Annotated in this window: 20 protein-coding genes; 16 read left to right on the forward strand and 4 right to left on the reverse strand. The window is 45.2% G+C overall.

Features of this window, described 5'->3' with window-relative positions:
* The first annotated feature begins 16 nt into the window (after window positions 1–16).
* The 8 genes from infB to vmrA all read left to right on the forward strand — a co-directional run bounded on the left by infB (window position 17) and on the right by vmrA (window position 10,055).
* Window positions 17–2,701: a translation initiation factor IF-2 gene (infB, locus tag C1S74_RS14295; protein ID WP_038865880.1), complete on the forward strand. Its 2,685-nt coding sequence runs from the start codon at window positions 17–19 to the stop codon at window positions 2,699–2,701.
* Between the two features lie 109 nt (window positions 2,702–2,810).
* A complete protein-coding gene (gene rbfA, locus C1S74_RS14300; RefSeq protein ID WP_005449148.1) occupies window positions 2,811–3,218 on the forward strand; it encodes a 30S ribosome-binding factor RbfA in 408 nt (135 codons plus the stop codon).
* The gene (gene truB / locus C1S74_RS14305) at window positions 3,218–4,162 is read left to right on the forward strand and encodes a tRNA pseudouridine(55) synthase TruB (protein WP_045403849.1); all 945 of its coding nucleotides are present in this window, start codon (window positions 3,218–3,220) and stop codon (window positions 4,160–4,162) included. The genes rbfA and truB overlap by 1 nt, the downstream gene beginning before the upstream one ends.
* Window positions 4,163–4,312: 150 nt before the next feature.
* Entirely contained in the window at window positions 4,313–4,582 is a 270-nt protein-coding gene (gene rpsO, locus C1S74_RS14310; RefSeq protein WP_005380094.1) for a 30S ribosomal protein S15, read from the forward strand.
* Between the two features lie 319 nt (window positions 4,583–4,901).
* Window positions 4,902–7,034, forward strand: a complete 2,133-nt coding sequence (gene pnp, locus C1S74_RS14315) for a polyribonucleotide nucleotidyltransferase (RefSeq protein WP_045403851.1) — start codon at window positions 4,902–4,904, stop codon at window positions 7,032–7,034.
* Window positions 7,035–7,216: 182 nt separating this feature from the next.
* Window positions 7,217–8,140, forward strand: coding sequence for a lipoprotein NlpI (gene nlpI / locus C1S74_RS14320; protein WP_038878965.1), 924 nt, complete (start codon window positions 7,217–7,219; stop codon window positions 8,138–8,140).
* Window positions 8,141–8,237: 97 nt separating this feature from the next.
* Window positions 8,238–8,651, forward strand: coding sequence for a MarR family winged helix-turn-helix transcriptional regulator (locus C1S74_RS14325; RefSeq protein ID WP_045403853.1), 414 nt, complete (start codon window positions 8,238–8,240; stop codon window positions 8,649–8,651).
* 57 nt (window positions 8,652–8,708) lie between these two features.
* Window positions 8,709–10,055 (forward strand): sodium-coupled multidrug efflux MATE transporter VmrA, encoded by a 1,347-nt coding sequence (vmrA, locus tag C1S74_RS14330; protein WP_045403855.1) that lies wholly within the window; start codon window positions 8,709–8,711, stop codon window positions 10,053–10,055.
* A gap of 71 nt (window positions 10,056–10,126) precedes the next feature.
* Here vmrA and C1S74_RS14335 read toward each other — a convergent pair whose 3' ends face one another.
* The 3 genes from C1S74_RS14335 to C1S74_RS14345 all read right to left on the reverse strand — a co-directional run bounded on the left by C1S74_RS14335 (window position 10,127) and on the right by C1S74_RS14345 (window position 14,229).
* A complete protein-coding gene (locus tag C1S74_RS14335) occupies window positions 10,127–11,005 on the reverse strand; it encodes a U32 family peptidase (RefSeq protein WP_045404066.1) in 879 nt (292 codons plus the stop codon).
* 20 nt (window positions 11,006–11,025) lie between these two features.
* Window positions 11,026–12,039: a ubiquinone anaerobic biosynthesis protein UbiU gene (ubiU, locus tag C1S74_RS14340; protein ID WP_038865894.1), complete on the reverse strand. Its 1,014-nt coding sequence runs from the start codon at window positions 12,037–12,039 to the stop codon at window positions 11,026–11,028.
* Window positions 12,040–12,189: 150 nt separating this feature from the next.
* The gene (locus C1S74_RS14345; protein WP_045403856.1) at window positions 12,190–14,229 is read right to left on the reverse strand and encodes a sensor domain-containing protein; all 2,040 of its coding nucleotides are present in this window, start codon (window positions 14,227–14,229) and stop codon (window positions 12,190–12,192) included.
* A gap of 266 nt (window positions 14,230–14,495) precedes the next feature.
* On the opposite strand from C1S74_RS14345, the gene ubiT reads away from it, so the two are divergent.
* Together ubiT and C1S74_RS14355 are read left to right on the forward strand one after the other, a co-directional pair.
* On the forward strand, window positions 14,496–15,023 hold the full coding sequence (ubiT, locus tag C1S74_RS14350; RefSeq protein ID WP_005431915.1) for a ubiquinone anaerobic biosynthesis accessory factor UbiT: 528 nt from the start codon (window positions 14,496–14,498) through the stop codon (window positions 15,021–15,023).
* The gene (locus tag C1S74_RS14355; RefSeq protein WP_045403857.1) at window positions 15,007–15,510 is read left to right on the forward strand and encodes a GNAT family N-acetyltransferase; all 504 of its coding nucleotides are present in this window, start codon (window positions 15,007–15,009) and stop codon (window positions 15,508–15,510) included. Before ubiT ends, C1S74_RS14355 begins: the two co-directional genes overlap by 17 nt.
* 86 nt (window positions 15,511–15,596) lie before the next feature.
* Here C1S74_RS14355 and C1S74_RS14360 read toward each other — a convergent pair whose 3' ends face one another.
* Window positions 15,597–16,049, reverse strand: a complete 453-nt coding sequence (locus C1S74_RS14360; RefSeq protein ID WP_038865900.1) for a hypothetical protein — start codon at window positions 16,047–16,049, stop codon at window positions 15,597–15,599.
* Between the two features lie 63 nt (window positions 16,050–16,112).
* Between C1S74_RS14360 and C1S74_RS14365 the strand changes: the two genes are divergently transcribed.
* From C1S74_RS14365 to C1S74_RS14385, 6 genes are all read left to right on the forward strand, one after another.
* Window positions 16,113–16,511 carry a DNA polymerase III subunit psi gene (locus tag C1S74_RS14365; protein ID WP_045403859.1) on the forward strand — a complete coding sequence of 133 codons (399 nt, stop codon included), beginning with the start codon at window positions 16,113–16,115 and terminating at the stop codon, window positions 16,509–16,511.
* Between the two features lie 12 nt (window positions 16,512–16,523).
* A complete protein-coding gene (gene rimI / locus C1S74_RS14370; protein ID WP_045403861.1) occupies window positions 16,524–16,979 on the forward strand; it encodes a ribosomal protein S18-alanine N-acetyltransferase in 456 nt (151 codons plus the stop codon).
* A gap of 303 nt (window positions 16,980–17,282) precedes the next feature.
* A complete protein-coding gene (gene prfC, locus C1S74_RS14375; protein WP_038865904.1) occupies window positions 17,283–18,872 on the forward strand; it encodes a peptide chain release factor 3 in 1,590 nt (529 codons plus the stop codon).
* A 120-nt stretch (window positions 18,873–18,992) separates the two neighbouring features.
* Window positions 18,993–19,160, forward strand: coding sequence for a DUF5363 family protein (locus tag C1S74_RS26425; RefSeq protein WP_158652390.1), 168 nt, complete (start codon window positions 18,993–18,995; stop codon window positions 19,158–19,160).
* A complete protein-coding gene (locus C1S74_RS14380; protein WP_045403862.1) occupies window positions 19,147–19,920 on the forward strand; it encodes a TatD family hydrolase in 774 nt (257 codons plus the stop codon). The genes C1S74_RS26425 and C1S74_RS14380 overlap by 14 nt, the downstream gene beginning before the upstream one ends.
* A gap of 204 nt (window positions 19,921–20,124) precedes the next feature.
* Window positions 20,125–21,408, forward strand: coding sequence for a NupC/NupG family nucleoside CNT transporter (locus tag C1S74_RS14385; RefSeq protein WP_038894262.1), 1,284 nt, complete (start codon window positions 20,125–20,127; stop codon window positions 21,406–21,408).
* The last annotated feature ends 445 nt before the right edge of the window (window positions 21,409–21,853 follow it).

The raw sequence follows: 21,853 nt of genomic DNA on the forward strand, positions 1-21,853 counted from the left end.
GCAAGGAGGAAGCGGCATGACACAATTAACAGTTAAAGCTCTGAGTGAAGAGATTGGTACTCCAGTCGACCGCTTAATGGAACAACTTGCTGACGCTGGCATGAACAAAGCGAGTTCTGACCATGTATCGGATGAAGAGAAGCAAAAGCTTCTCTCTCACCTGAAGAAAGAGCACGGCGATACGTCGGGCGAATCTGAACCTACTAGACTGACGCTTCAGCGTAAGACTCGCAGCACTCTGAGTGTTGCAGCAGGTGGCGGCAAAAGTAAGGATGTTCAAGTAGAAGTGCGTAAGAAGCGCACGTATGTGAAGCGCAGCACTATCGAAGACGATGCAAAACGTGAGGCTGAGGAAGCAGCAAAGCGTGAAGCTGAAGAGCTTGCGAAGCGTGAGGCAGAAGAACAAGCCAAACGTGAAGCTGCAGAGAAAGCACAGCGCGAAGCCGAAGAGAAAGTGAAACGTGAAGCGGATGCAAAACGTGACGCTGAAGAAAAGGCAAAACGCGCACAAGCTGAAAAGGCTAAGAAAGACATGAATGCAAAAAATGCGGATGTTAATACGCAAGCGAAGAAAGAAGCTGACGAGCTAAAGCGTCGTCAGGAAGAAGAAGCCCAACGTAAAGCTGAGCAAGAAGCAGCGAAGCTTGTTGAAGAAGCTCGTAAACTTGCAGAAGAGAACGAAGCTCGTTGGTCTGAAGAAGAGTCTAAGAAGAAAGAACTTGAAAACTCTGACTACCACGTAACCACTTCTACGTACGCTCGTGAAGCTGAAGATGCAGCTGACCGTAAAGAAGAAGGCGGTGCTCGTCGTAAGAAGAAGAAACCAGCTAGAGAAGAGCAGTCACGTGGTGGTCGTAACCAACGTGGTGGTAAGGGCCGTAACAAAGGCAAACTTGCTAAGCCAACTTCAATGCAACACGGTTTCGATAAGTCTGCGACTGTAGCAAAACAAGACGTAGTAATTGGTGAAACAATCGTTCTTTCTGAACTTGCTAACAAGATGTCGGTTAAAGCGACAGAAGTTATCAAAGTGATGATGAAGATGGGCGCTATGGCGACTATCAACCAAGTGATCGACCAAGAAACAGCACAACTTGTTGCTGAAGAAATGGGTCACAAGGTAGTTCTTCGTAAAGAGAACGAACTGGAAGAAGCAGTACTATCTGATCGCGACACTAACGCAGAAGCAGTACCTCGCGCTCCAGTTGTAACAATCATGGGTCACGTTGACCACGGTAAAACGTCAACACTTGACTACATCCGTCGTACACACGTTGCTTCAGGCGAAGCGGGTGGTATCACACAGCACATCGGTGCTTACCACGTTGAAACTGACAACGGCATGATCACGTTCCTTGATACTCCTGGACACGCAGCGTTTACTGCAATGCGTGCTCGTGGTGCTCAAGCGACAGATATCGTTGTTCTTGTTGTAGCAGCAGACGATGGCGTAATGCCACAAACAGTTGAAGCGATTCAGCACGCGAAAGCGGCTGGTGTTCCTCTGATTGTTGCTGTGAACAAGATCGATAAAGAAGACGCGAACCCAGACAACGTTAAGAATGAGCTAGCTCAATACGACGTAATCCCTGAGGAATGGGGCGGTGAGAACATGTTTGTTCACATCTCTGCTAAACAGGGTACAAATATCGATGGTCTTCTAGAAGCTATCCTTCTTCAGTCTGAAGTTCTTGAACTTACGGCTGTAGCTGAAGGGATGGCGTCTGGTGTTGTTGTTGAATCTCGCCTAGATAAAGGTCGTGGTCCAGTTGCAACCGTACTTGTTCAATCAGGTACGCTAAACAAAGGCGATATCGTTCTTTGTGGCCAAGAATACGGTCGTGTTCGTGCAATGCGTGACGAACTAGGTCAAGAAATCACTCAAGCTGGTCCATCTATCCCTGTAGAGATCCTAGGTCTTTCAGGCGTACCATCTTCAGGTGATGAAGCAACAGTAGTACGTGACGAGCGTAAAGCACGTGAAGTAGCAAACTACCGTGCTGGTAAGTTCCGTGAAGTGAAACTTGCTCGTCAGCAGAAATCTAAACTAGAGAACATGTTCTCTAACATGACTGCTGGTGAAGTTGCTGAACTAAACGTAGTACTAAAAGCAGACGTACAAGGTTCTGTAGAAGCGATTGCAGACTCACTACTGAAACTGTCTACTGACGAAGTGAAAGTGAACATCGTTGGTTCTGGTGTTGGTGGTATTACTGAAACTGATGCAGTACTTGCAGAAGCTTCTAACGCAATCATCCTTGGCTTTAACGTTCGTGCTGATGCTTCTGCTCGTCGTGCGATTGAAGCAGCAAGCGTTGATCTACGTTACTACTCAATCATTTACCAATTGATTGACGAAGTTAAACAAGCAATGGGCGGTATGCTTGCTCCAGAATTCAAGCAAGAAATCATTGGTCTTGCTGAAGTACGTGACGTATTTAAGTCACCGAAACTGGGCGCAATCGCTGGTTGTATGGTTACTGAAGGTCTGATCAAGCGTAACAACCCAATCCGCGTACTACGCGATAACGTTGTTATCTACGAAGGTGAACTAGAATCACTTCGTCGCTTTAAAGATGACGTTCAAGAAGTTAAAAATGGTTACGAGTGTGGTATCGGCGTTAAGAACTACAACGACGTTCGCGTAGGCGACCAGATCGAAGTATTCGAAATCGTTGAAATCAAACGTACTCTAGACTAATTGACTAAAATTACTAAACGTCTAAAAGACAAATAGTAATTGGTTGTTGAATACACCATGGGGGGCTGGCTTGACCATCCCCCCATTCTTTCTATTTAAGAGAATGAATATGTCAAAAGAATTTAGCCGCACGCAGCGCGTATCGCAGCAGCTGCAAAAAGAACTTGCAATGATCCTTCAACGTGAAGTTCGAGACTCTCGCCTTGGTATGGTGACGATTTCTGATGTAGAAGTATCACGTGACCTTGCGTATGCAAAAGTATTCGTTACTTTCCTATGTGTGGGTGAGCAAACGCCAGAATCATGCCTAGCGGCATTACGTGAGCACGAAGTGCACATTCGTATGATGCTTGGTAAGCGTATTCGTCTACGTCTAACGCCTGAAATCCGTTTCTACTACGACAACACGTTAGTAGAAGGTATGCGCATGTCGAACCTAGTGTCTGAAGTCGTGAGCGAAGACAAACGCAAACAGCAAGATTCAGGTCGCGAAGAAGATCAGGCAGGGGAAGAGTAATGGCTCGTCGTCGTAAAGGTCGTCCAATTAATGGCGTTATCTTGTTGGACAAACCAACAGGTATTTCTTCCAATGATGCACTACAAAAAGTAAAACGTATTTTCTTCGCTGAAAAAGCAGGTCATACGGGTGCATTGGACCCACTAGCGACGGGCATGTTGCCAATCTGCCTAGGCGAAGCAACCAAGTTCTCTCAGTTCTTGTTGGATTCTGATAAACGCTATCGCGTGATTGCTAAGTTAGGCGAGCGTACTGATACGTCAGATTCTGATGGCGAAGTGGTAGAGACTCGTCCAGTCGACGTAGATCTAGCGAAGCTTGAATCGTGCATCGATACATTCCGTGGCGAATCGGACCAAGTTCCTTCAATGTTCTCTGCATTGAAGTACCAAGGTAAACCATTGTATGAGTACGCGCGTAAAGGTATCGAAGTACCACGTGAGTCTCGTAAGATCACGGTATACGAAATCGTGCTTCACCGTTTTGAAGGCGATGAAGTGGAGATGGAAGTACATTGTTCAAAAGGCACGTACATCCGTACTATCGTTGATGATCTTGGTGAAATGCTTGGTTGTGGTGCGCACGTGACGATGCTACGTCGTACGGGTGTTGCTAAGTACCCATATGAGAAAATGGTGACGTTAGAGCAGTTAAACGAACTTCTGGAGCAGGCTCATCGCGATGAAGTTGCGCCAAAAGAGCTGCTTGATCCGTTATTGCTACCAATGGATACTGCGGTTGAAGATTTACCAGAAGTAAACCTCAATGCAGAGCTTACCAATCTTGTTCAGCATGGTATGCCTGTACAGGTGTTCGGCGCACCTGCTGGTACGCCACTTCGCATGACTTCAGGTGAAGAGAAACTTTTCATCGGTGTCGCTGAACTAAACGATGATGGAAAAGTAGCACCAAAGCGTTTGGTGGTTTTCCGTGACGAAGCATAAGCTCACCAATGAATTGAAAATACCGGCGAAATCGCCGGTATTTTTGTATTGCGCGGATAAGGAAACTTCCCTATAATTCGCGCTTCGCGTAGCGGCTGAATCAGAGATTGGCTGCTACAACTTTAAACTTACTCTTATTAGGAGAGAATTATGTCTCTGAATGCAGAAACTAAAGCAGCAATCGTTGCAGAATACGCACAAGGCGAAGGCGACACTGGTTCACCAGAAGTTCAAGTAGCTCTACTTACAGCTTCTATCAACCACCTACAAGGTCACTTCAAAGCACACAAAGGCGATCACCACAGCCGTCGTGGTCTTCTACGTATGGTTTCTCGTCGTCGTAAGCTTCTAGATTACCTAAAAGGTAAAAATCTAGCTCGCTACCAAGACCTAATCAAGCGTCTAGGCCTACGTCGCTAATAAGCGACTGCATAGCAGTTTGTCTAAAAGGGGCTTTATGCCCCTTTTTTGTTGCCCGTTACTTATTTTGGCTGCTATAGCTTAGCCAAATCAAACTTATGCCGTTATACTACACGCGGCTAAATCTCGTTTTGAGATTTTCACTAAGCTCATCGTATTACAGTCAACCACGTCGACCAAAAGGTCGCGACTATTAAAAGTGTACTTCAGTCTGACTCAGTCCATTTTTACTAGTCGCGATTCGTAATACCTTGAGTGTCAATTAACACACTCTGAGGCGCCTTTATTCGTAAAGAACGCTCGGAAACAAGGAATAACAATGTTCGAAAAACCAGTTGTTAAAACGTTCCAGTACGGTAACCACACAGTTACTCTAGAAACTGGCGTTATCGCACGTCAAGCTACGGCTGCAGTAATGGTTACAATGGACGATACAGCAGTATTCGTTTCAGTTGTAGGTAAGAAAGAAGCGGTTGCAGGCCAAGATTTCTTCCCACTAACAGTAAACTACCAAGAGCGTACTTACGCGGCAGGTAAAATCCCTGGTGGTTTCTTCAAGCGTGAAGGCCGTCCTTCTGAAGGCGAAACGCTAACAGCTCGTCTAATTGACCGCCCAATTCGTCCACTATTCCCAGATGCATTCAAAAACGAAGTTCAGGTTATCGCGACAGTAATGTCTGTAAACCCAGACGTTCAGCCAGATATCGTAACAATGATCGGTACTTCTGCTGCGCTTGCTATCTCTGGTATCCCGTTCAACGGTCCTATCGGTGCTGCGCGTGTTGGTCACGTTGATGGTCAACTTGTTCTAAACCCAAGCAACACAGAGCTAGATGCATCTAAACTAGACCTAGTGGTTGCAGGTACAGAATCTGCGGTACTAATGGTTGAATCAGAAGCGGACAACCTAACTGAAGAAGAAATGCTAGCTGCGGTTGTTTACGGTCACGACCAACAACAAGTTGTTATCAACGCGATTAACGAATTCAAAGCTGAAGTTGCTACTCCTGCTTGGGATTGGGTTGCTCCTGAAGAGAACACTGCGCTTAACAACAAGATTGCTGAGCTAGCAGAAGTGAAACTTGTTGAAGCTTACCAAATCACAGAAAAGATGGCTCGTTACGACCGCATTCACGAAATCGCGGCAGAAGTAAACGAAGTTCTACTTGCTGAAGATCCAGAAGCGAACACAAAAGAAATCCACACTATCTTCCACGATCTAGAGAAGACAGTTGTACGTCGTAGCATCATTGCTGGTAACCCACGTATCGATGGTCGTGAGAAAGACATGGTTCGTGCGCTAGACGTACGTACTGGCGTTCTTCCACGTACTCACGGTAGCGCGCTATTCACTCGTGGTGAAACTCAAGCGATCGTTACAGCGACTCTAGGTACACAACGTGACGCTCAAATCATTGATGAGCTAACTGGTGAGCGTAAAGATCACTTCCTACTACACTACAACTTCCCTCCATACTGTGTAGGTGAAACAGGTTTTGTAGGTTCTCCTAAGCGTCGTGAGATCGGCCACGGTAAACTGGCTAAGCGTGGTATCGCTGCAGTAATGCCATCTGTAGATGAGTTCCCATACACAGTACGTGTTGTATCAGAAATCACAGAATCTAACGGTTCTTCATCAATGGCTTCTGTATGTGGTACTTCTCTTGCTCTTATGGATGCAGGTGTGCCAATCAAGTCTTCTGTTGCGGGTATCGCAATGGGTCTTGTTAAAGAAGGTGACGATTTCGTTGTTCTTTCTGACATCCTTGGTGACGAAGACCACCTAGGTGATATGGACTTTAAAGTAGCAGGTACTCAATCTGGTATCACTGCACTTCAAATGGACATCAAAATCGAAGGTATCACTAAAGAGATCATGCAAATTGCGCTTAACCAAGCTCAAGGTGCACGTAAGCACATCCTATCTGTAATGGATGAAGCAATCTCTGGTGCTCGTGAAGACATCTCTGAATTTGCTCCTCGCATTCATACAATGAAGATCAGCTCAGAGAAGATCAAAGACGTTATCGGTAAAGGTGGTGCAGTTATCCGTGCTCTAACGGAAGAAACTGGTACAACTATCGAAATCGAAGACGACGGTACTATCAAGATTGCAGCAACTGAAGGTGCTGCAGCGAAAGAAGCTATCCGCCGTATCGAAGAGATCACTGCTGAAGTTGAAGTAGGCCGTATCTACACTGGTAAAGTAGCTCGTCTAGCTGACTTTGGTGCATTCGTTACTATCCTTCCAGGTAAAGATGGTCTAGTACATATCTCACAAATCGCTGAGAAGCGTGTTGAGAAAGTGTCTGACTACCTAGCTGAAGGTCAAGAAGTTCAAGTTAAAGTACTTGAAATCGACCGTCAAGGCCGTGTACGTCTAAGCATGAAAGAAGCAGTAGAGAAGCCAGCAGAAGAGGCGTCTGACGCATCTGAAGCGAAAGGCGAGTAATCTTAGTTTCGACTTTTGGTCTTTTATTAGCTTAAGAGCCTGAAAGCATGCTATAAAAGGGGAGCATTTTCGCTCCCTTTTTTTGGTTTGTTTCGAAGTATTTACCCTCAAATGAGGATAACTATCCTATAGTGCATAAAAGAGAAACAGACCCAGAGCGGTCCAAACAGGAGTACTAATTAGTGAAATGGTTTCAAACCGCAAGTTTATGTGTTGCTATCGCGCTGACCGGTTGTGCTAATACATCTCAACAATCATCGGAGAAATGGATCTATCCACCGATGGCCGTTCCTCTACAGCCGAGCGTTCAACAAGAGGTTCAGATCGCGCGTCTGTCTCAGCTTCTACAACGTCCTGACCTAAGTGATGAAGTGCGCGCAAAAATGCATTACGAGCGTGGTAACTACTACGACAGTGTTGGTCTTCGTGATCTTGCTCGTTTGGACTTCAACCAGTCTCTACAATTAAATCCTGCTCAACCTGATATATTTAACTTACTTGGGGTGTACTTTACCCAGGTAGGTGAGTTTGATGCGGCTTATGAAGCCTTTGACTCAACGCTAGAATTAGCGCCAGAAAACTCTTACGCAGAACGTAATCGTGCCATTGCGTTGTACTACGGCGGTCGAATTGATCTTGCTTTAGAGGACATGACTAAGCACTACGAAGAGATGCCTAGTGACCCATTCCGTGCATTATGGTTATACATCATAGAAGCAGAGCAAAACCCTGAGCAAGCGAAAGCGAACTTAGAAAAACGCTACCAACGTGATCGCAGCGAAGAGTGGGGATGGGTGCTTGTTGCCATTATGCTTCGTGATGTGTCAGACGATGCCGCACTTAAAGCCATTATGGATGGAACGCGTGAAAATTACCGCCTTGCGGAGCGCCTGACAGAAACCTACTTTTATTTAGGTAAGCGCTACCAACTGGAAGGGGATGTGGCTGATGCCATTGCCTTGTATAAATTGGCGATTTCTTTCAATGTGTATGAGTATGTTGAGCATCGTTACTCTTTCCTAGAGTTGGCTCAAATATACGATAGGCTACAACAAGAACAGCTGGCTAAACTCAAAGCCGAGCAACAAAAAGAAGAAGCAAAATAACAGAAGGCCGCTCACTTAGAGCGGCTTTTTTGTGCTTGAAGATTTTGAACCTCTTCACTAAAATAGTTAGCCTTGCTAACTAAATGGGTTGTACTCGATGGCATTAGAAAAAAGCTTGATTGATTTGGAACGTTTTTGTGCAAAAGCGTGGCGTGTTTATGCCAAGGAAGATCCGCTTTCTCATTTGAGCTTTAACGAGTTTGATTATCTACGAGTGATCCAGCTTTACCCAGAGGGAGTTCGAATTACGGACCTTGCTGAAGAGCTGCAAGTCACCAAACCTTCAGCTTCAAATATGGTGGTTCGTTTGGAGAAAAAAGGATTAGTACAACGCATTGCTTGTAATGAAGATGCACGTTCAAAGCGTGTTCTTTTAACGGAAGAAGTCATTCAAGAAATGTCGTTAGAGCAAGTGGTTTACAAGGATATTTCTGAACAACTCGTGCGTAAACTTGATAAGCAAGAAGCACAGCAACTGAAAGCGCTACTGGATAAAGCGCTCGGAAACTAAACATACATTTTATTCTTTTATCTATTTAGTTAGCTTTGCTAACTATTGGTGGTAGTCATGCAAAACTCTATATACAAACAGTTTTGGAAATACACAATTCCGACCGTTGCAGCCATGTTGGTCAACGGCTTATATCAAGTCGTAGATGGCATTTTTATCGGTCGTTATGTAGGGGCTGATGGATTAGCCGGGATCAATGTAGCCTGGCCGATCATTGGCTCGATACTTGGTATTGGTATGATGGTGGGCGTAGGTACGGGTGCACTAGCCTCTATCAAACAAGGTGAAAAAGACAGTGAAGGTGCTAAACGCATTCTCTCAACAGGTCTTTTACTTTTAGTTGCTTTGATGCCTGTCGTAGCGACAACCTTGTTCTTCTTCGCTGATGACTTTATTCGTTGGCAAGGGGCTGAAGGTCGTGTTTACGAGCTTGGTTTGCAGTACCTGCACATCCTAAGCGTGGCGTGTGTGTTCTCGTTAGGGTCAATTGCAGTGCCGTTCTTGCTGCGTAATGACGATAGCCCGAACTTAGCTACCATCTTGATGGTGATTGGTGCCGTAATCAATATCGTGCTCGACTATCTCTTTATTGCTTGGCTTGGATGGGAGCTTAAAGGTGCTGCTATTGCAACGGCGCTGGCGCAGATGATTGTGACGATTTTGGGTGTGGGTTACTTCTTTACTTCCAGAGCCAACATGCGTTTGTCTTTCAGTGACTTGAAGATGCAGTTTGATGTTATCCCTAAGATTGTCATGATCGGCACATCAAGCTTCTTCATGTACGCATACAGCTCAATGATGGTCGCGCTGCACAACGCTCTGTTTGCTCAGTACGGTAGCGCTCTGTTAATTGGTGCTTATGCTATCTTGGGTTATATCGTAACGGTCTACTACTTGATCGCGGAAGGCATCGCTAATGGTATGCAGCCTTTAGTGAGCTATAACCATGGCGCACGCAACCAAGACAATATTCGTAAGCTGTTGAAGGTCGCAATGGGCACGTCAGTGCTCGGTGGTGTCGCGTTTGTTATTTTGATGAACATCTTCCCATACGAGTTTGTATCGGTGTTCAACAATGCCGATCAAAACCTGATTGATGCGACAGTGGTTGGTATTCGCCTCCATATGTTTGCATTGTTCTTGGATGGGTTCTTAGTGGTTGCTGCGGCGTACTACCAGTCGGTGAACAAAGGCAGCAAAGCCATGTTTGTGACCATTGGTAATATGGCAATTCAATTGCCGTTCTTGTTCATCATGCCGAAACTTCTAGGCGTAACGGGTATTTGGATTGCATTCCCACTATCTAACATCGCCTTGAGTTTAGTGGTGATGAGTATGTTGTGGCGCGATATTAAGAAGTTAATGAATGAGAGTACTGTAGAGCCGAGTGTTCAAGTTTCCTAATCGAAAAACGCAAACGAAAAAGCGAGGTTAACACCTCGCTTTTTTATTGGTTTGAAAACCCTGAGAAGAGCTTAGATGTTCTTCACTTCTAAGCCAGCAAGCTGATGCCAGTAACCGTTACATTGGCGGTCTTGGATCTTGCCTGGATTAGTGCCTTTCTCGTTTGAACGGAATTGGTCTAGTTCAGAGAAGGTACTGATACCGAGTGGGCTTAGACGAACCACATCAACCAAACCTCCCATACTCGGGAGATCATTGACCAAGTTGTAGCAGTAACCCGATTGAGTCTGAATGCCATTTAGGTTGAAGACTTCTTGACCTTCTTGGCTGCTGACTTGGATACCTGTTGGGTACTTAATACAGCAAGTTTCGCAGTCGTCTTTGGCTTTGTTTTCTGCACGAGCGGTAAAGCAGCGTGCCGAGTAAGCCAGTGGCAGGTAACCATGGCTGAAAACTTCCACTTCAAACTTATTGCGAATACCCAGCTCGTCACATTGAACCAGCGTGTTGCTGAGCCACTCACGCGATAGCTCTACTGGCATACACCAGCGGGTCATGCCTTGTTTTAGGAACAAGTTAAGCGTGTGGGCGTTGTATGTATTAACCGCTGGGCCTACTACGAAAGGCACTTTGTGTTCAGAAGCTAATTGAACTGCAGATACGTCGTTAGCTTCAATCGCGAAGTCACCATTGTCGATGTATTTCTTCATGATGTTGACTTCACTTGGCGCTTCTAATAGTGCCATCGTTGAAAGCACCACTTGTTTACCAGATGTAGACAGTTCTTTCGCGATATCAAACCAGTGCGCAGGTTTTATCTCTCGACGTTTTGAACACACGGTTTCACCTAGGTAGATGATGTCCGCAGAACTTGATTTTGCCTGCTCATAAAACGCTTCAATATCTTGCTTTGGCCAGAAGTACAACAGCGGACCAAGTGCGTATTTCATTGAGTTATCCATCTTAACCTCTACTGCCATTTACGGTGGTAAGCACCAAGTGTGGTTTGCGTACCTTCCGATACATTTGCCAACGCTGCATCCCAAGCCGCTTCTACTTGGTAAGCCTCTGGGTTTGCTTGGTAACGATCAATCGCTGCACGCCATGTGCGCGTTACTTGCTCTACGTACGCAGGGCTACGTTGGCGGCCTTCAATTTTTACTGAAGCCACATTTGCCGCAAACAGCTCAGGTATCATAGAAAGGGTGTTTAAACTGGTTGGCTCTTCCAGTGCGTGGTAGCGTTTCTTCTCGCCTTCAATTTCAGCGTCGAAACGACCTTTACACAAGGTTGGGTAGCCCGCGTTTTCACCGGCGCTGTAGCGATCGATCAGGATGTCGTTAAGACGAGATTCCAGACCGTTTTCTGTTTCTTGCCAGCGAACGTATTTCGCTGGAGAACACGCACCCACGGTGTTTGGTGACTCGCCGGTCATGTAAGACGACAAGTAACAACGACCTTCTGACATGATGCACAAACTACCAAAAGCAAAGACTTCCAGCTCGACATCGCTGGTGATGTTGCGAGAAAGCTGTTTCACCTGATGTATAGACAATACGCGAGGCAGTACAACGCGCTTTACGTTGAAGTTTTGTTTGTAGAAATCAACAGCCGCAACGTTTGTCGCTGAGGCTTGCACAGATAAGTGCAATTCTAGTTCAGGGTATTTGCGAGCAGCGTATTCCAGAACCGCAATGTCAGCGACAATCAAAGCATCAACACCAAGAGCCGCTGCGTTATCGACGGCATTTGTCCAGCGATCAAAGCCATTTGGATGGGCAAAGGTGTTGAGCGCAACGTGGATCTTTTTGTTGCGGTCATGAACGTATTGCACCGCTTTTTCTAGCTTCTTGCCGTTAAAGTTAAGACCAGCAAAGTGACGAGCGTTGGTATCGTCTTTAAAGCCGATATAGACGGCGTCTGCACCGCAATCAATCGCGGTTTTTAGCGCAGGCAAGTTACCCGCAGGACACAAGAGTTCCATATGCTCACAATTTTAGAGAATAAAAAGGTGCCCGCATTTTATGAAGAATTATGAATAGCGAAATTGACCTAAGTTAGGTTTAGCTCAATAAAGTTGAGATTTACCCCTTGGGAGTAAGGGGTAAAGGCAAAAAGAGAGAAAAATGAGTGGTTAGTTTTTATGACGACGGTTTTGCGCAAACAACTCTTCAACTTCATGTTTTGGTTGAGGGCGATAGAAATGGAAGCCTTGAATCGAGTTACATTGTAGGTTCGATAACAGTGTCGCTTGCTGGTGGGTTTCCACACCTTCGGCAACCACGGTTAAATCTAATGACTTACCGAGATTGATGATGTTCTCAATCACCGTCACTTGTTTCGGTAGGGTGTCGATGTCGTTGATAAACGCGCGGTCGATTTTCAACTCATCGATTGGGAAGCGAGCCAAGTAAGACAGTGAAGAATAACCAGTGCCGAAGTCGTCGATAGACAGAGCAAAACCAAGCTTTTTGATTGCGTTAAGCATTTGCAGTGTGTGTTCACTGTCACTCATTACCGCACTTTCGGTTAGCTCGAAGGTAATACAGCTTGGGTCAAGCTCGGTAGTGCGCAGTAGCTTCTCCATATAGTCGATCAATTGCGGGTTGCCAAACTGTTCTGGAGAGAGGTTGATCGCGACACGTCCGGGCAAAATGCCTTGCAGTTTCCAGCGTTTTACCGTGTTAAACACATCACGCATCACTACGCGACCAAGGTGTTCAATCAAGCCTGCACGCTCAGCTACGGGGATAAATGCGCCAGGGCTGATGTAACCTTCGACGGGATGCTTCCAACGTACTAGTGCTTCTGCACCGTTAATGCTGAAGTCACGCGCGTTGACCTTTGGTTGGTACCATACTTCTAAGCCGTTTTGTTGCAGTGCTTTTTGCAGTTCAATCTCTAACCATAAACGCATGCGCGCTTCTTTATTCATCTGATCGTTAAATTTAATCAGACGGTTACGACCTCGGTCTTTCGCTTCGTACATCGCGGTATCAGCATTTTGCAGCAGAATACGTGCGTCTTGGCCATCTTCTGGATAGCGCACGCTACCAATAGAACACGCAAGGCGCTTACTGAAATGATGCAGATCGAATGGTTGATTGATCAGAGAGATAATGCGTTCAGATAAAATCTCCGCCATGCGAGTGTTTTCTGGCTCAGGCAGGATGATGCCAAATTCGTCACCGCCTAAGTGACCAATGATAGCTTGATTTGGTAACGAACGTTTTAGGCGGGCGGAGACTTCTTGAATTACTTTGTCGCCGATATGGTGACCAAGAGAGTCATTGATATTCTTAAAGTTATCGATATCGAGGTAGAAAACCAGCAGTGGCGTTTGGCTTTTGATCAATTGTTCTAGGCGTTTGGTAAAGCCAAAACGATTATAAAGCTTGGTCAGGGAGTCGATGTGCGCGTCTTCATTGGTGGCAGAAGAGAGTAGTTTTGGCGCATCATCGGCGTCTTGGATCAATATGATTTGGGACTCGCTACCAAGAATTGCCGTAGTGTCCGCATGCAATTGGACTTTACGTTCAAATCCACAACGTGCGCTGGTTAAACAAACAAAGGGCTTTTCTGATAACAGCGTGCTGATGCGATGGGTGAAAACCTTTTTGCTGTTTTCATCAATGAACAAGCGAGTAAGCTCTTCACCCAGTAATTCGTGGGGAGAGTTTAACCCCAGTAAGCGAGCTGAAGCAGGGTTTGCAGAGATGATAATGTCATCTTCAACAAGCAATAAACCGTCAGGTAAGAGCTGGGTGAGCTTGGCAAACTTGCTTTCAGATTCTTCTAAAGAGCGAACCAGAATTTGTTTTTCTGATGTATCGACGGCATGAAAAACCACAAAACGGATTTCGTTTTCTTCGTGAACCGGAGAAAGACTGAAGTGCAAACTGGTTTCGAGATCGGTTTCGTCGAGTGTGATTTCTGCTTCGACATGCTCGCCTTTGAAGGCACGCTGATAGTAGGGCGCGAGCTTTTTGTAGAACTGCTCTCCCAATACCTGACTGTCGTTAAGGCCGATGATTTCATCATGACCTAAGCCTGCAATGTCACAATAGCGATCACTTACCATTCGATAATTGTGTTTCTTATCAAGAATGGCAAAAAAGAAAGGGCTATTTGAGGTTAGCGTTGCAAACCAATGTTGTAATTGCTGGGAAGGCATTAAGGTGTTACCGATCTCCAATGAGCCTGATTATTCGTCCGTGTAATAAAAACGCTATTTTGATAACTATAACTTTGAACATACCGTTATTAAAGCGTTTATCCACGACTTAGCGTCAATAATACACGTAAGGTCAAAAAAACGACGCTAAGGTTGGTAAAACTGCCTACTTCTAAAACAAACAGTTTTTTTGATACATAACAGGTACTGGTATTACTCTATTGCGTAATATAAACGACCTTATGACAAAGTAACGGATAATTAGCGTGTTAAACAAGATTCGCAGTCAACTAGTAAAGAACGCAGCATCAATTTTGCGATCTCCAGTCCAGTTATTGCCACAAACTGTTCAGAAAAAAGCCTTGTTAGAAGGCCTAAAAATGGTGTTCAAAGAAGCCTTAGAAGATGGCGATTTTGAGTTCCTTGAAGACAAGTGGCTAAAAGTTGCGATTAAAGACTTGAACTTAGCATGGTATATCAGCTACCAAGATGAAAAGTTAGTGGTAGCAGAGAAACCGGTTCAGGAAGATGTGAGTTTTAGTGGTAACCTTAACGACCTAGTACTTATTGCTGGTCGTAAAGAAGACCCTGACACGCTGTTCTTCCAACGTCGTCTTTCTATTGAAGGTGACACCGAGCTAGGCTTGGAAGTGAAAAACCTGATGGACAGTGTCGACTTAGAGCAGTTACCAAAAGCAATGCAGGTTGCACTGAACCAACTGGCTGACTTTGTTCAAAAAGGCGTTCAAGCACCAGCACAAGAAACCGGAGTAGCGAATGCTTATTCGAACTGAAGCCCCAGCGGACATTCTGACCATTGACCGCCTATTGAAACATGCTTTCCCCACTGAGGCGGAAGCCAATCTAGTGATGCGCCTACGTGAAAACGGCAAGCTCACTTTGTCGTTGGTAGCATGTACAGATGAAGGTGAAGTCATTGGTCACGCATTGTTTAGTCCTGTGACGCTAAACGGTGAAGATTTGTCTTGGCAAGGGCTTGCACCACTGGCGGTACATGAAGACTACCGTCGTCAAGGTATTGCGGCTGAAATGATTAAAGAAGGTTTCGATTCTTTACGTGATTTTGGTTACCCAGTCTGTGTGGTATTAGGTGAGCCTGAATACTACGCTCGTCAAGGTTTTGAAGCCGGTGAAGAGATGGGTTTTGACTGTGCATGGGAAGTTCCACAAGGTGCATTCCGTGTCGCTGAATTAGTAGAAGGCCAGTGTGATGATCGTTCAGGTCGTATTGATTACTCACCAGAGTTTTCTGAGTTGTAGTTTGCCGTCTATCTACTCGACTTAGAGAAACAAAGCCCGCATTAAAAAGCGGGCTTTGTTGTCGATGCGCAAAGAGAAAACGTGGATTAATCTTGCTCTTGGATACGTTTTTTGCCCCAAACCTCGATTTTGGCTTTTTTGCTCATACCTGCGGCATTCAGAGTCATGTTACCCCAGCTTTTATATTCCATATCCAGACGCTTAAATTTAGCATCTTCAGAGCCTGGTAGAGTCCATGCGCGCGTCGACATGCCCTTGGTTAAGGTGCCGACCATGGTCTTGAGTTTTTTTTCACTGCCATCAGTCATGGTCACTTTCATGTTCTTGATGCTCATGGTGCCTTGAGTACACTTGATTTTAATCTTGCTGAATTTACGATTTTTGAAAAGACCATTTGGCTCAACCGTATCAGTTTCCGTTTGGAAGTTTACGGTTTTTTCAGCGATCAGCTCCCAACCATCGTTGCTATCCTTAGCAAAAGTAGTAAAGCTGGTGGTCGCGATGAGCAATGTGATTGCGAATGATTGGAAAAGCTTCATAACACCTCTGACTTTAAATGCGAAATTTTGGTAGGATTGCCTCGTTCAAATAGGTGACAAAAGATGTCAATTAACGAGAAACAATATTTACATGAAATGGGGATCAGCACATGGGAGCTGACTCACCCAGAAAGATTGGAAGGCTATCAGTCGCCATTATTGGATTTGCAAAGTTCTTGTAAACTCCTATTGGTATCGCCAATGTGTCCTGAAAACGAGACAGCTTTGATGTTTGAGCGTGTATTGAAGAGCATTCAGCTCTCGCTCGCCGATGCGCTGTATTTAGAACCGAGCCGAGTATCTTCTTTAGGCGAGCACGAGTTGGAGTGGGTATGGTTTGCTGGGTGTGAAGTAGATGCAAACGTTAATGCAAAACAACTGACCTCCCCACTACTGAAAGATATTGATGGCAACAACGAACAACGTCGCGCCTTGTGGCAGCAGATCTGTTCGTATTCGTAACGGAGCAAAAGCGTGACGATTCAAATTACGCCGATGGAAGCTAAACACTTAGATCAAGTTTGGCAAATTGAGCAGCAAGCACATTCCCACCCTTGGGCTGAATCACTGGTTCGAGATTTATCGAGTCGAGGTGCTTGTCATCATGTGATGACGGAAGATCATCAAGTATTGGGTTACTTTTATGCGCAGAATATTGTGGGTGAAGTGACCTTACTCAACATCGCGATAGCACCGCACCAACAAGGAAAAGGCCTAGGTCAGAAGCTTTTGGATGCTTTCCTTGAATACTGTGAACAAGCAAAAGCAGAGAGCGCTTGGTTGGAAGTGCGTGAAAGTAACCATCCAGCTATTCATATTTATGAACAAGCGGGCTTTAATGAAGTGGATCGTCGTTACAATTATTACCCAGCCAAAACGGGCAATGGCAAAGAAGATGCCATCATTATGAGTTACTTATTTTTGATTTAGTTTTTAGTCATTACGAATTACCTCATCAAGACTTATGCTATAAATGCGTATCTGACTTCGAGGCTTTTGAATATGTAATAATAATTTTTTGAATTTTTTACATCTCTTTGTGTGGAGCTAGTTTTCCATTGTTGGCGCTAGGGAATGTGAGCCCTAGGGAAAGGGGGGATGAACCGAGCAAATTGAGTTCATGTCTTTCCAGTTTGCTAGCATAGCGATAATAAGCGAGAATACCGCACAATATCGAATAGTAGATATGCTTGCCCATTTTGTGAGCATGAAAGTAACTTAGAAGATTAACTAATGTCAAATCCCCTTTTTTTAGGCGAAGTTTCTAAGCGTAGAACGTTCGCTATTATTTCTCACCCGGATGCGGGTAAAACCACCATTACTGAAAAAGTACTGTTATTCGGAAACGCAATCCAAAAAGCAGGTACGGTTAAAGGTCGTGGTAACGCACAACACGCAAAATCAGACTGGATGGAAATGGAAAAGGAACGTGGTATCTCGGTAACCACGTCTGTCATGCAGTTTCCTTTCAACGATTGTCTGGTTAACCTACTTGATACTCCTGGACACGAAGACTTCTCGGAAGATACATACCGCACACTTACGGCGGTTGACTCGTGCTTGATGGTTATCGATGCGGCGAAAGGTGTCGAGGATCGTACTCGTAAGTTGATGGAAGTTACTCGTCTGCGCGACACACCAATCGTAACTTTCATGAACAAACTTGACCGTGACGTTCGTGACCCAATGGAAGTATTGGATGAGGTTGAAAACGAATTGGGCATGATGTGTGCGCCAATCACGTGGCCAATTGGCTGTGGTAAAGAGTTTAAAGGCGTTTACCACATTCACCGTGACGAAACGATTCTGTACGAATCTGGCCACGGCCATGAGATCCAAGAAGTTCGCATCATCAAAGGCCTAGATAACCCTGAGCTTGACGAGAAAGTAGGTGAAAGCCTAGCCGCAAGCGTTCGTGAAGAACTTGAACTTGTTATGGGCGCTTGCCCTGAGTTTGACCAAGAAGCGTTCCTAACGGGTGAGCTAACGCCAGTTTACTTCGGTACAGCACTAGGTAACTTCGGTGTAGATCATATGCTAGAAGGTCTGACTGAATGGGCTCCAGCACCGAAGACTCGTCAAGCGGTTGAACGTGATGTTGAAGCGACAGAAGACAAGTTCTCAGGTTTTGTATTCAAAATTCAAGCAAACATGGATCCAAAACACCGCGACCGTATCGCATTTATGCGTATCGTTTCGGGTACTTACACACAAGGCATGAAGATGAACCACGTTCGTCTAGGCAAGCAAGTGAGTATCTCGGATGCGGTTACCTTCATGGCGGGTGACCGCTCTCGTGCAGAACACGCTTACGCGGGTGACATCATTGGTCTTCACAACCACGGTACGATTCAAATTGGTGATACGTTCACTCAAGGTGAAGCGTTGAAGTTCTCAGGTATTCCAAACTTCGCACCAGAACTGTTCCGTCGTATTCGTCTAAAAGATCCATTGAAACAGAAGCAGCTACTAAAAGGCTTGGTTCAGTTGTCTGAAGAAGGTGCGGTACAGGTATTCCGTCCACTACAAAACAACGATTTGATCGTTGGTGCGGTTGGTGTGCTTCAGTTTGACGTGGTTGTGGCTCGCTTGAAGTCAGAATACAACGTTGAAGCAATCTACGAAGGCGTTAACGTGGCAACGGCGCGTTGGGTTGAGTGTGGTGATGCGAAGAAACTGGATGAGTTCCAACGTAAGAACCAAACTAACCTAGCGTTGGATGGTGGCGACAACCTAACGTATATCGCACCAACCATGGTTAACTTAAACCTAGCGCGTGAGCGTTTCCCTGATATCGATTTCCGTGCGACTCGTGAGCACTAATCGAATCTAACTCGCTTTATATCGCGTACTAGATCATAAGCCGCCGTTAGCTATACACTTAGCTAACGGCGGCTTTTTATTTGGCGCAACGCGAATTCTATTAGCTAAAAAGGGTGTGTGATGAACTGGTTTAAGAAAGGACTCAAACGCTATGACGATTGGTGCAAAGAAATGGGTCTGACACCAGATCAAAAGCGCAGTTGTGTGCCGTATAAACAAGACCCAGTTCATGAAGACGAGTCTGCTAAAAAAGCAGAGCAAGAGAAAGCAAACAATGAAACTGTTTGATACCCACTGCCATTTTGACTTTGACGTCTTTCAACAGGATTTTGCTCACCAAGTCGACCTCGCTCGTAAACAAGGGGTAGAGCGTATCTTGATTCCGTCTATCGGGCCGAGTAACTGGGCTCGTATTCAAGAGCTGGCCAATCAATACTCTCACCTTTATTACGCGCTGGGTTTTCATCCCTATTTTCTACAACAAGAGTTTGAGCAGTTTGTTCCTGAGCTAGAATCGCTGCTTTCCTCACGCAACCGACAATGCGTTGCGATAGGGGAGTGTGGTTTAGACTTTGCTATCGAGGTTCCCGCCGAGCTTCAAGAGCAGGCGCTCAAATTACAGTTCGAACTGGCAAAACGATTCGAACTACCCGTTATTTTACACAGCCGAAAAGCACACAATCGTCTCATCCAAATGGTCAAAGCCGCTAAGTTGCCGAAAGGTGGTGTGTTGCATGCTTTCTCTGGCAGTTATCAGCAGGCGATGGAATGGGTTCGATTAGGTTTTCTTATCGGAGTCGGAGGGACGATTACCTACCCAAGAGCGAACAAAACACGCGACGCGATTCAAAGGTTACCACTGCAACATCTTGTACTCGAAACCGATGCTCCAGATATGCCTATACTTGGCTATCAGGGCGAACCGAATCACCCTTCAAAACTCATTTATGTCTTAAATGAGCTGTCTGCGTTGCATATAGAAAACAAGCAATCGATTGCGTCTCAGCTGTGGGAAAATAGCAATTCTGCCTTCTCTATATGTGAATAAAATCTAAAGATGGTGTTTAAAAGCGAAAACGTTTTCCTTCTTATTGTGAGATAACTCACAAACGGGAGTGAATCAATGATGAATCTTATAAGAAAGTGTGAGGGTGGCATTACTTTAATTGATTCGGGATGAGTATAATTGCCCCCGCTTTATAGCTCCATTTTGTAACACGCCAATAAATAACTTATAAGGAAGTCATAAACTATGAGCCTGTTTATGAGCCTAGTCGGTATGGTAGTGCTTCTTGCTATTGCATTTGCATTTTCTAATAACCGAAAAGCTATCAACTTTAGAACTGTGGGTGGCGCATTTGCTATCCAATTTATCCTAGGTGCATTTGTTCTTTACGTACCTTGGGGCCGTGATCTACTAAACGGTTTCTCTACTGGTGTATCTAACGTTATCAACTACGGTAACGATGGTTCATCTTTCCTATTCGGTGGTCTTGTTTCAGACAAGATGTTCGAAGTATTCGGCGGCGGCGGCTTCATCTTCGCATTCCGCGTTCTTCCTACACTGATCTTCTTCTCTGCACTGATTTCAGTTCTTTACTACATTGGCGTTATGCAGTGGGTTATCAAGATTCTTGGTGGTGCACTACAGAAAGCGCTTGGCACATCTCGTGCGGAATCAATGTCAGCAGCTGCTAACATTTTCGTAGGTCAAACAGAAGCGCCTCTAGTTGTTCGCCCGTTTGTTCCAAAAATGACTCAATCTGAGCTATTCGCGGTAATGTGTGGTGGTCTAGCGTCTGTTGCTGGTGGTGTACTAGCAGGTTACGCATCTATGGGTGTTCCACTAGAATACCTAGTAGCAGCATCATTCATGGCAGCACCAGGTGGTCTACTATTCGCTAAGATTCTTCACCCAGAGACTGACCAGCCTCACGAAGATATCGAAGAAGCAATGGACGGTGGCGACGACAAACCAGCTAACGTAATCGACGCAGCAGCGGGCGGTGCGGCTTCTGGTCTACAACTTGCGCTAAACGTAGGTGCAATGCTAATCGCATTCGTTGGTCTGATTGCTCTGGTTAACGGTATGCTAGGTGGCATCGGTGGTTGGTTCGGTATGCCTGAACTAACACTAGAACTTATCCTAGGTTACGCGTTCTCTCCACTAGCATTCCTAATCGGTGTTCCATGGGACGAAGCAGTTGTTGCTGGTTCATTCATCGGTCAGAAACTAGTAATCAACGAATTCGTTGCATACTTGAACTTCACACCTTACCTAGGTGAAGGCGCTCAAGTTGTTGCAGCAACTGGTGAAGTAATGTCTGCTAAGACAACAGCTATCATCTCATTCGCACTATGTGGCTTCGCGAACCTTTCTTCTATCGCGATTCTACTTGGTGGTCTAGGTAGTCTTGCACCAAACCGTCGTTCAGATATCGCTCGCATGGGTATTAAAGCAGTTCTTGCTGGTACGTTGTCTAACCTAATGGCAGCGACTATTGCAGGCTTCTGCCTTAGCCTTGCAGCACTATAATTAGAATCGGTTCTTAATATATAGACGCCGTTTTAAATCATGCCCTGTAGCAAGAAATTGCTGCGGGGCATTTTTCGTTTTTCAGGCCTGAAAATTTTATCGTATGTAGGTCGATGCAATTCGCTTACGCAGTCGATGGAATAGGGGCTGGGAAATTTTGAGATACAAACCGTTTGCGCTCTATTTGGTGCTACAGTTTTGCGGTGAAACTCTATAATGTAGTGATCATGAAATGGTGGTTCTGATAACCACTTAATCACAGAGTGAATATTACATGCTCGATGGGCAAATGAATTGCCCTCCAATATCAGTTCCCACAAGCGTTTTATTGTGTGATGTGATATTAAAGACACCGCAATCATAGATTGTTGTGCCATAGGCCAAACTGGTACTGTGCGGTGACAAGGATAGCAATTGGTATATGATTTTTCGCAGTATATGCCGA

This window comes from Vibrio hyugaensis (genome assembly GCF_002906655.1).
Classification (GTDB): domain Bacteria; phylum Pseudomonadota; class Gammaproteobacteria; order Enterobacterales; family Vibrionaceae; genus Vibrio; species Vibrio hyugaensis.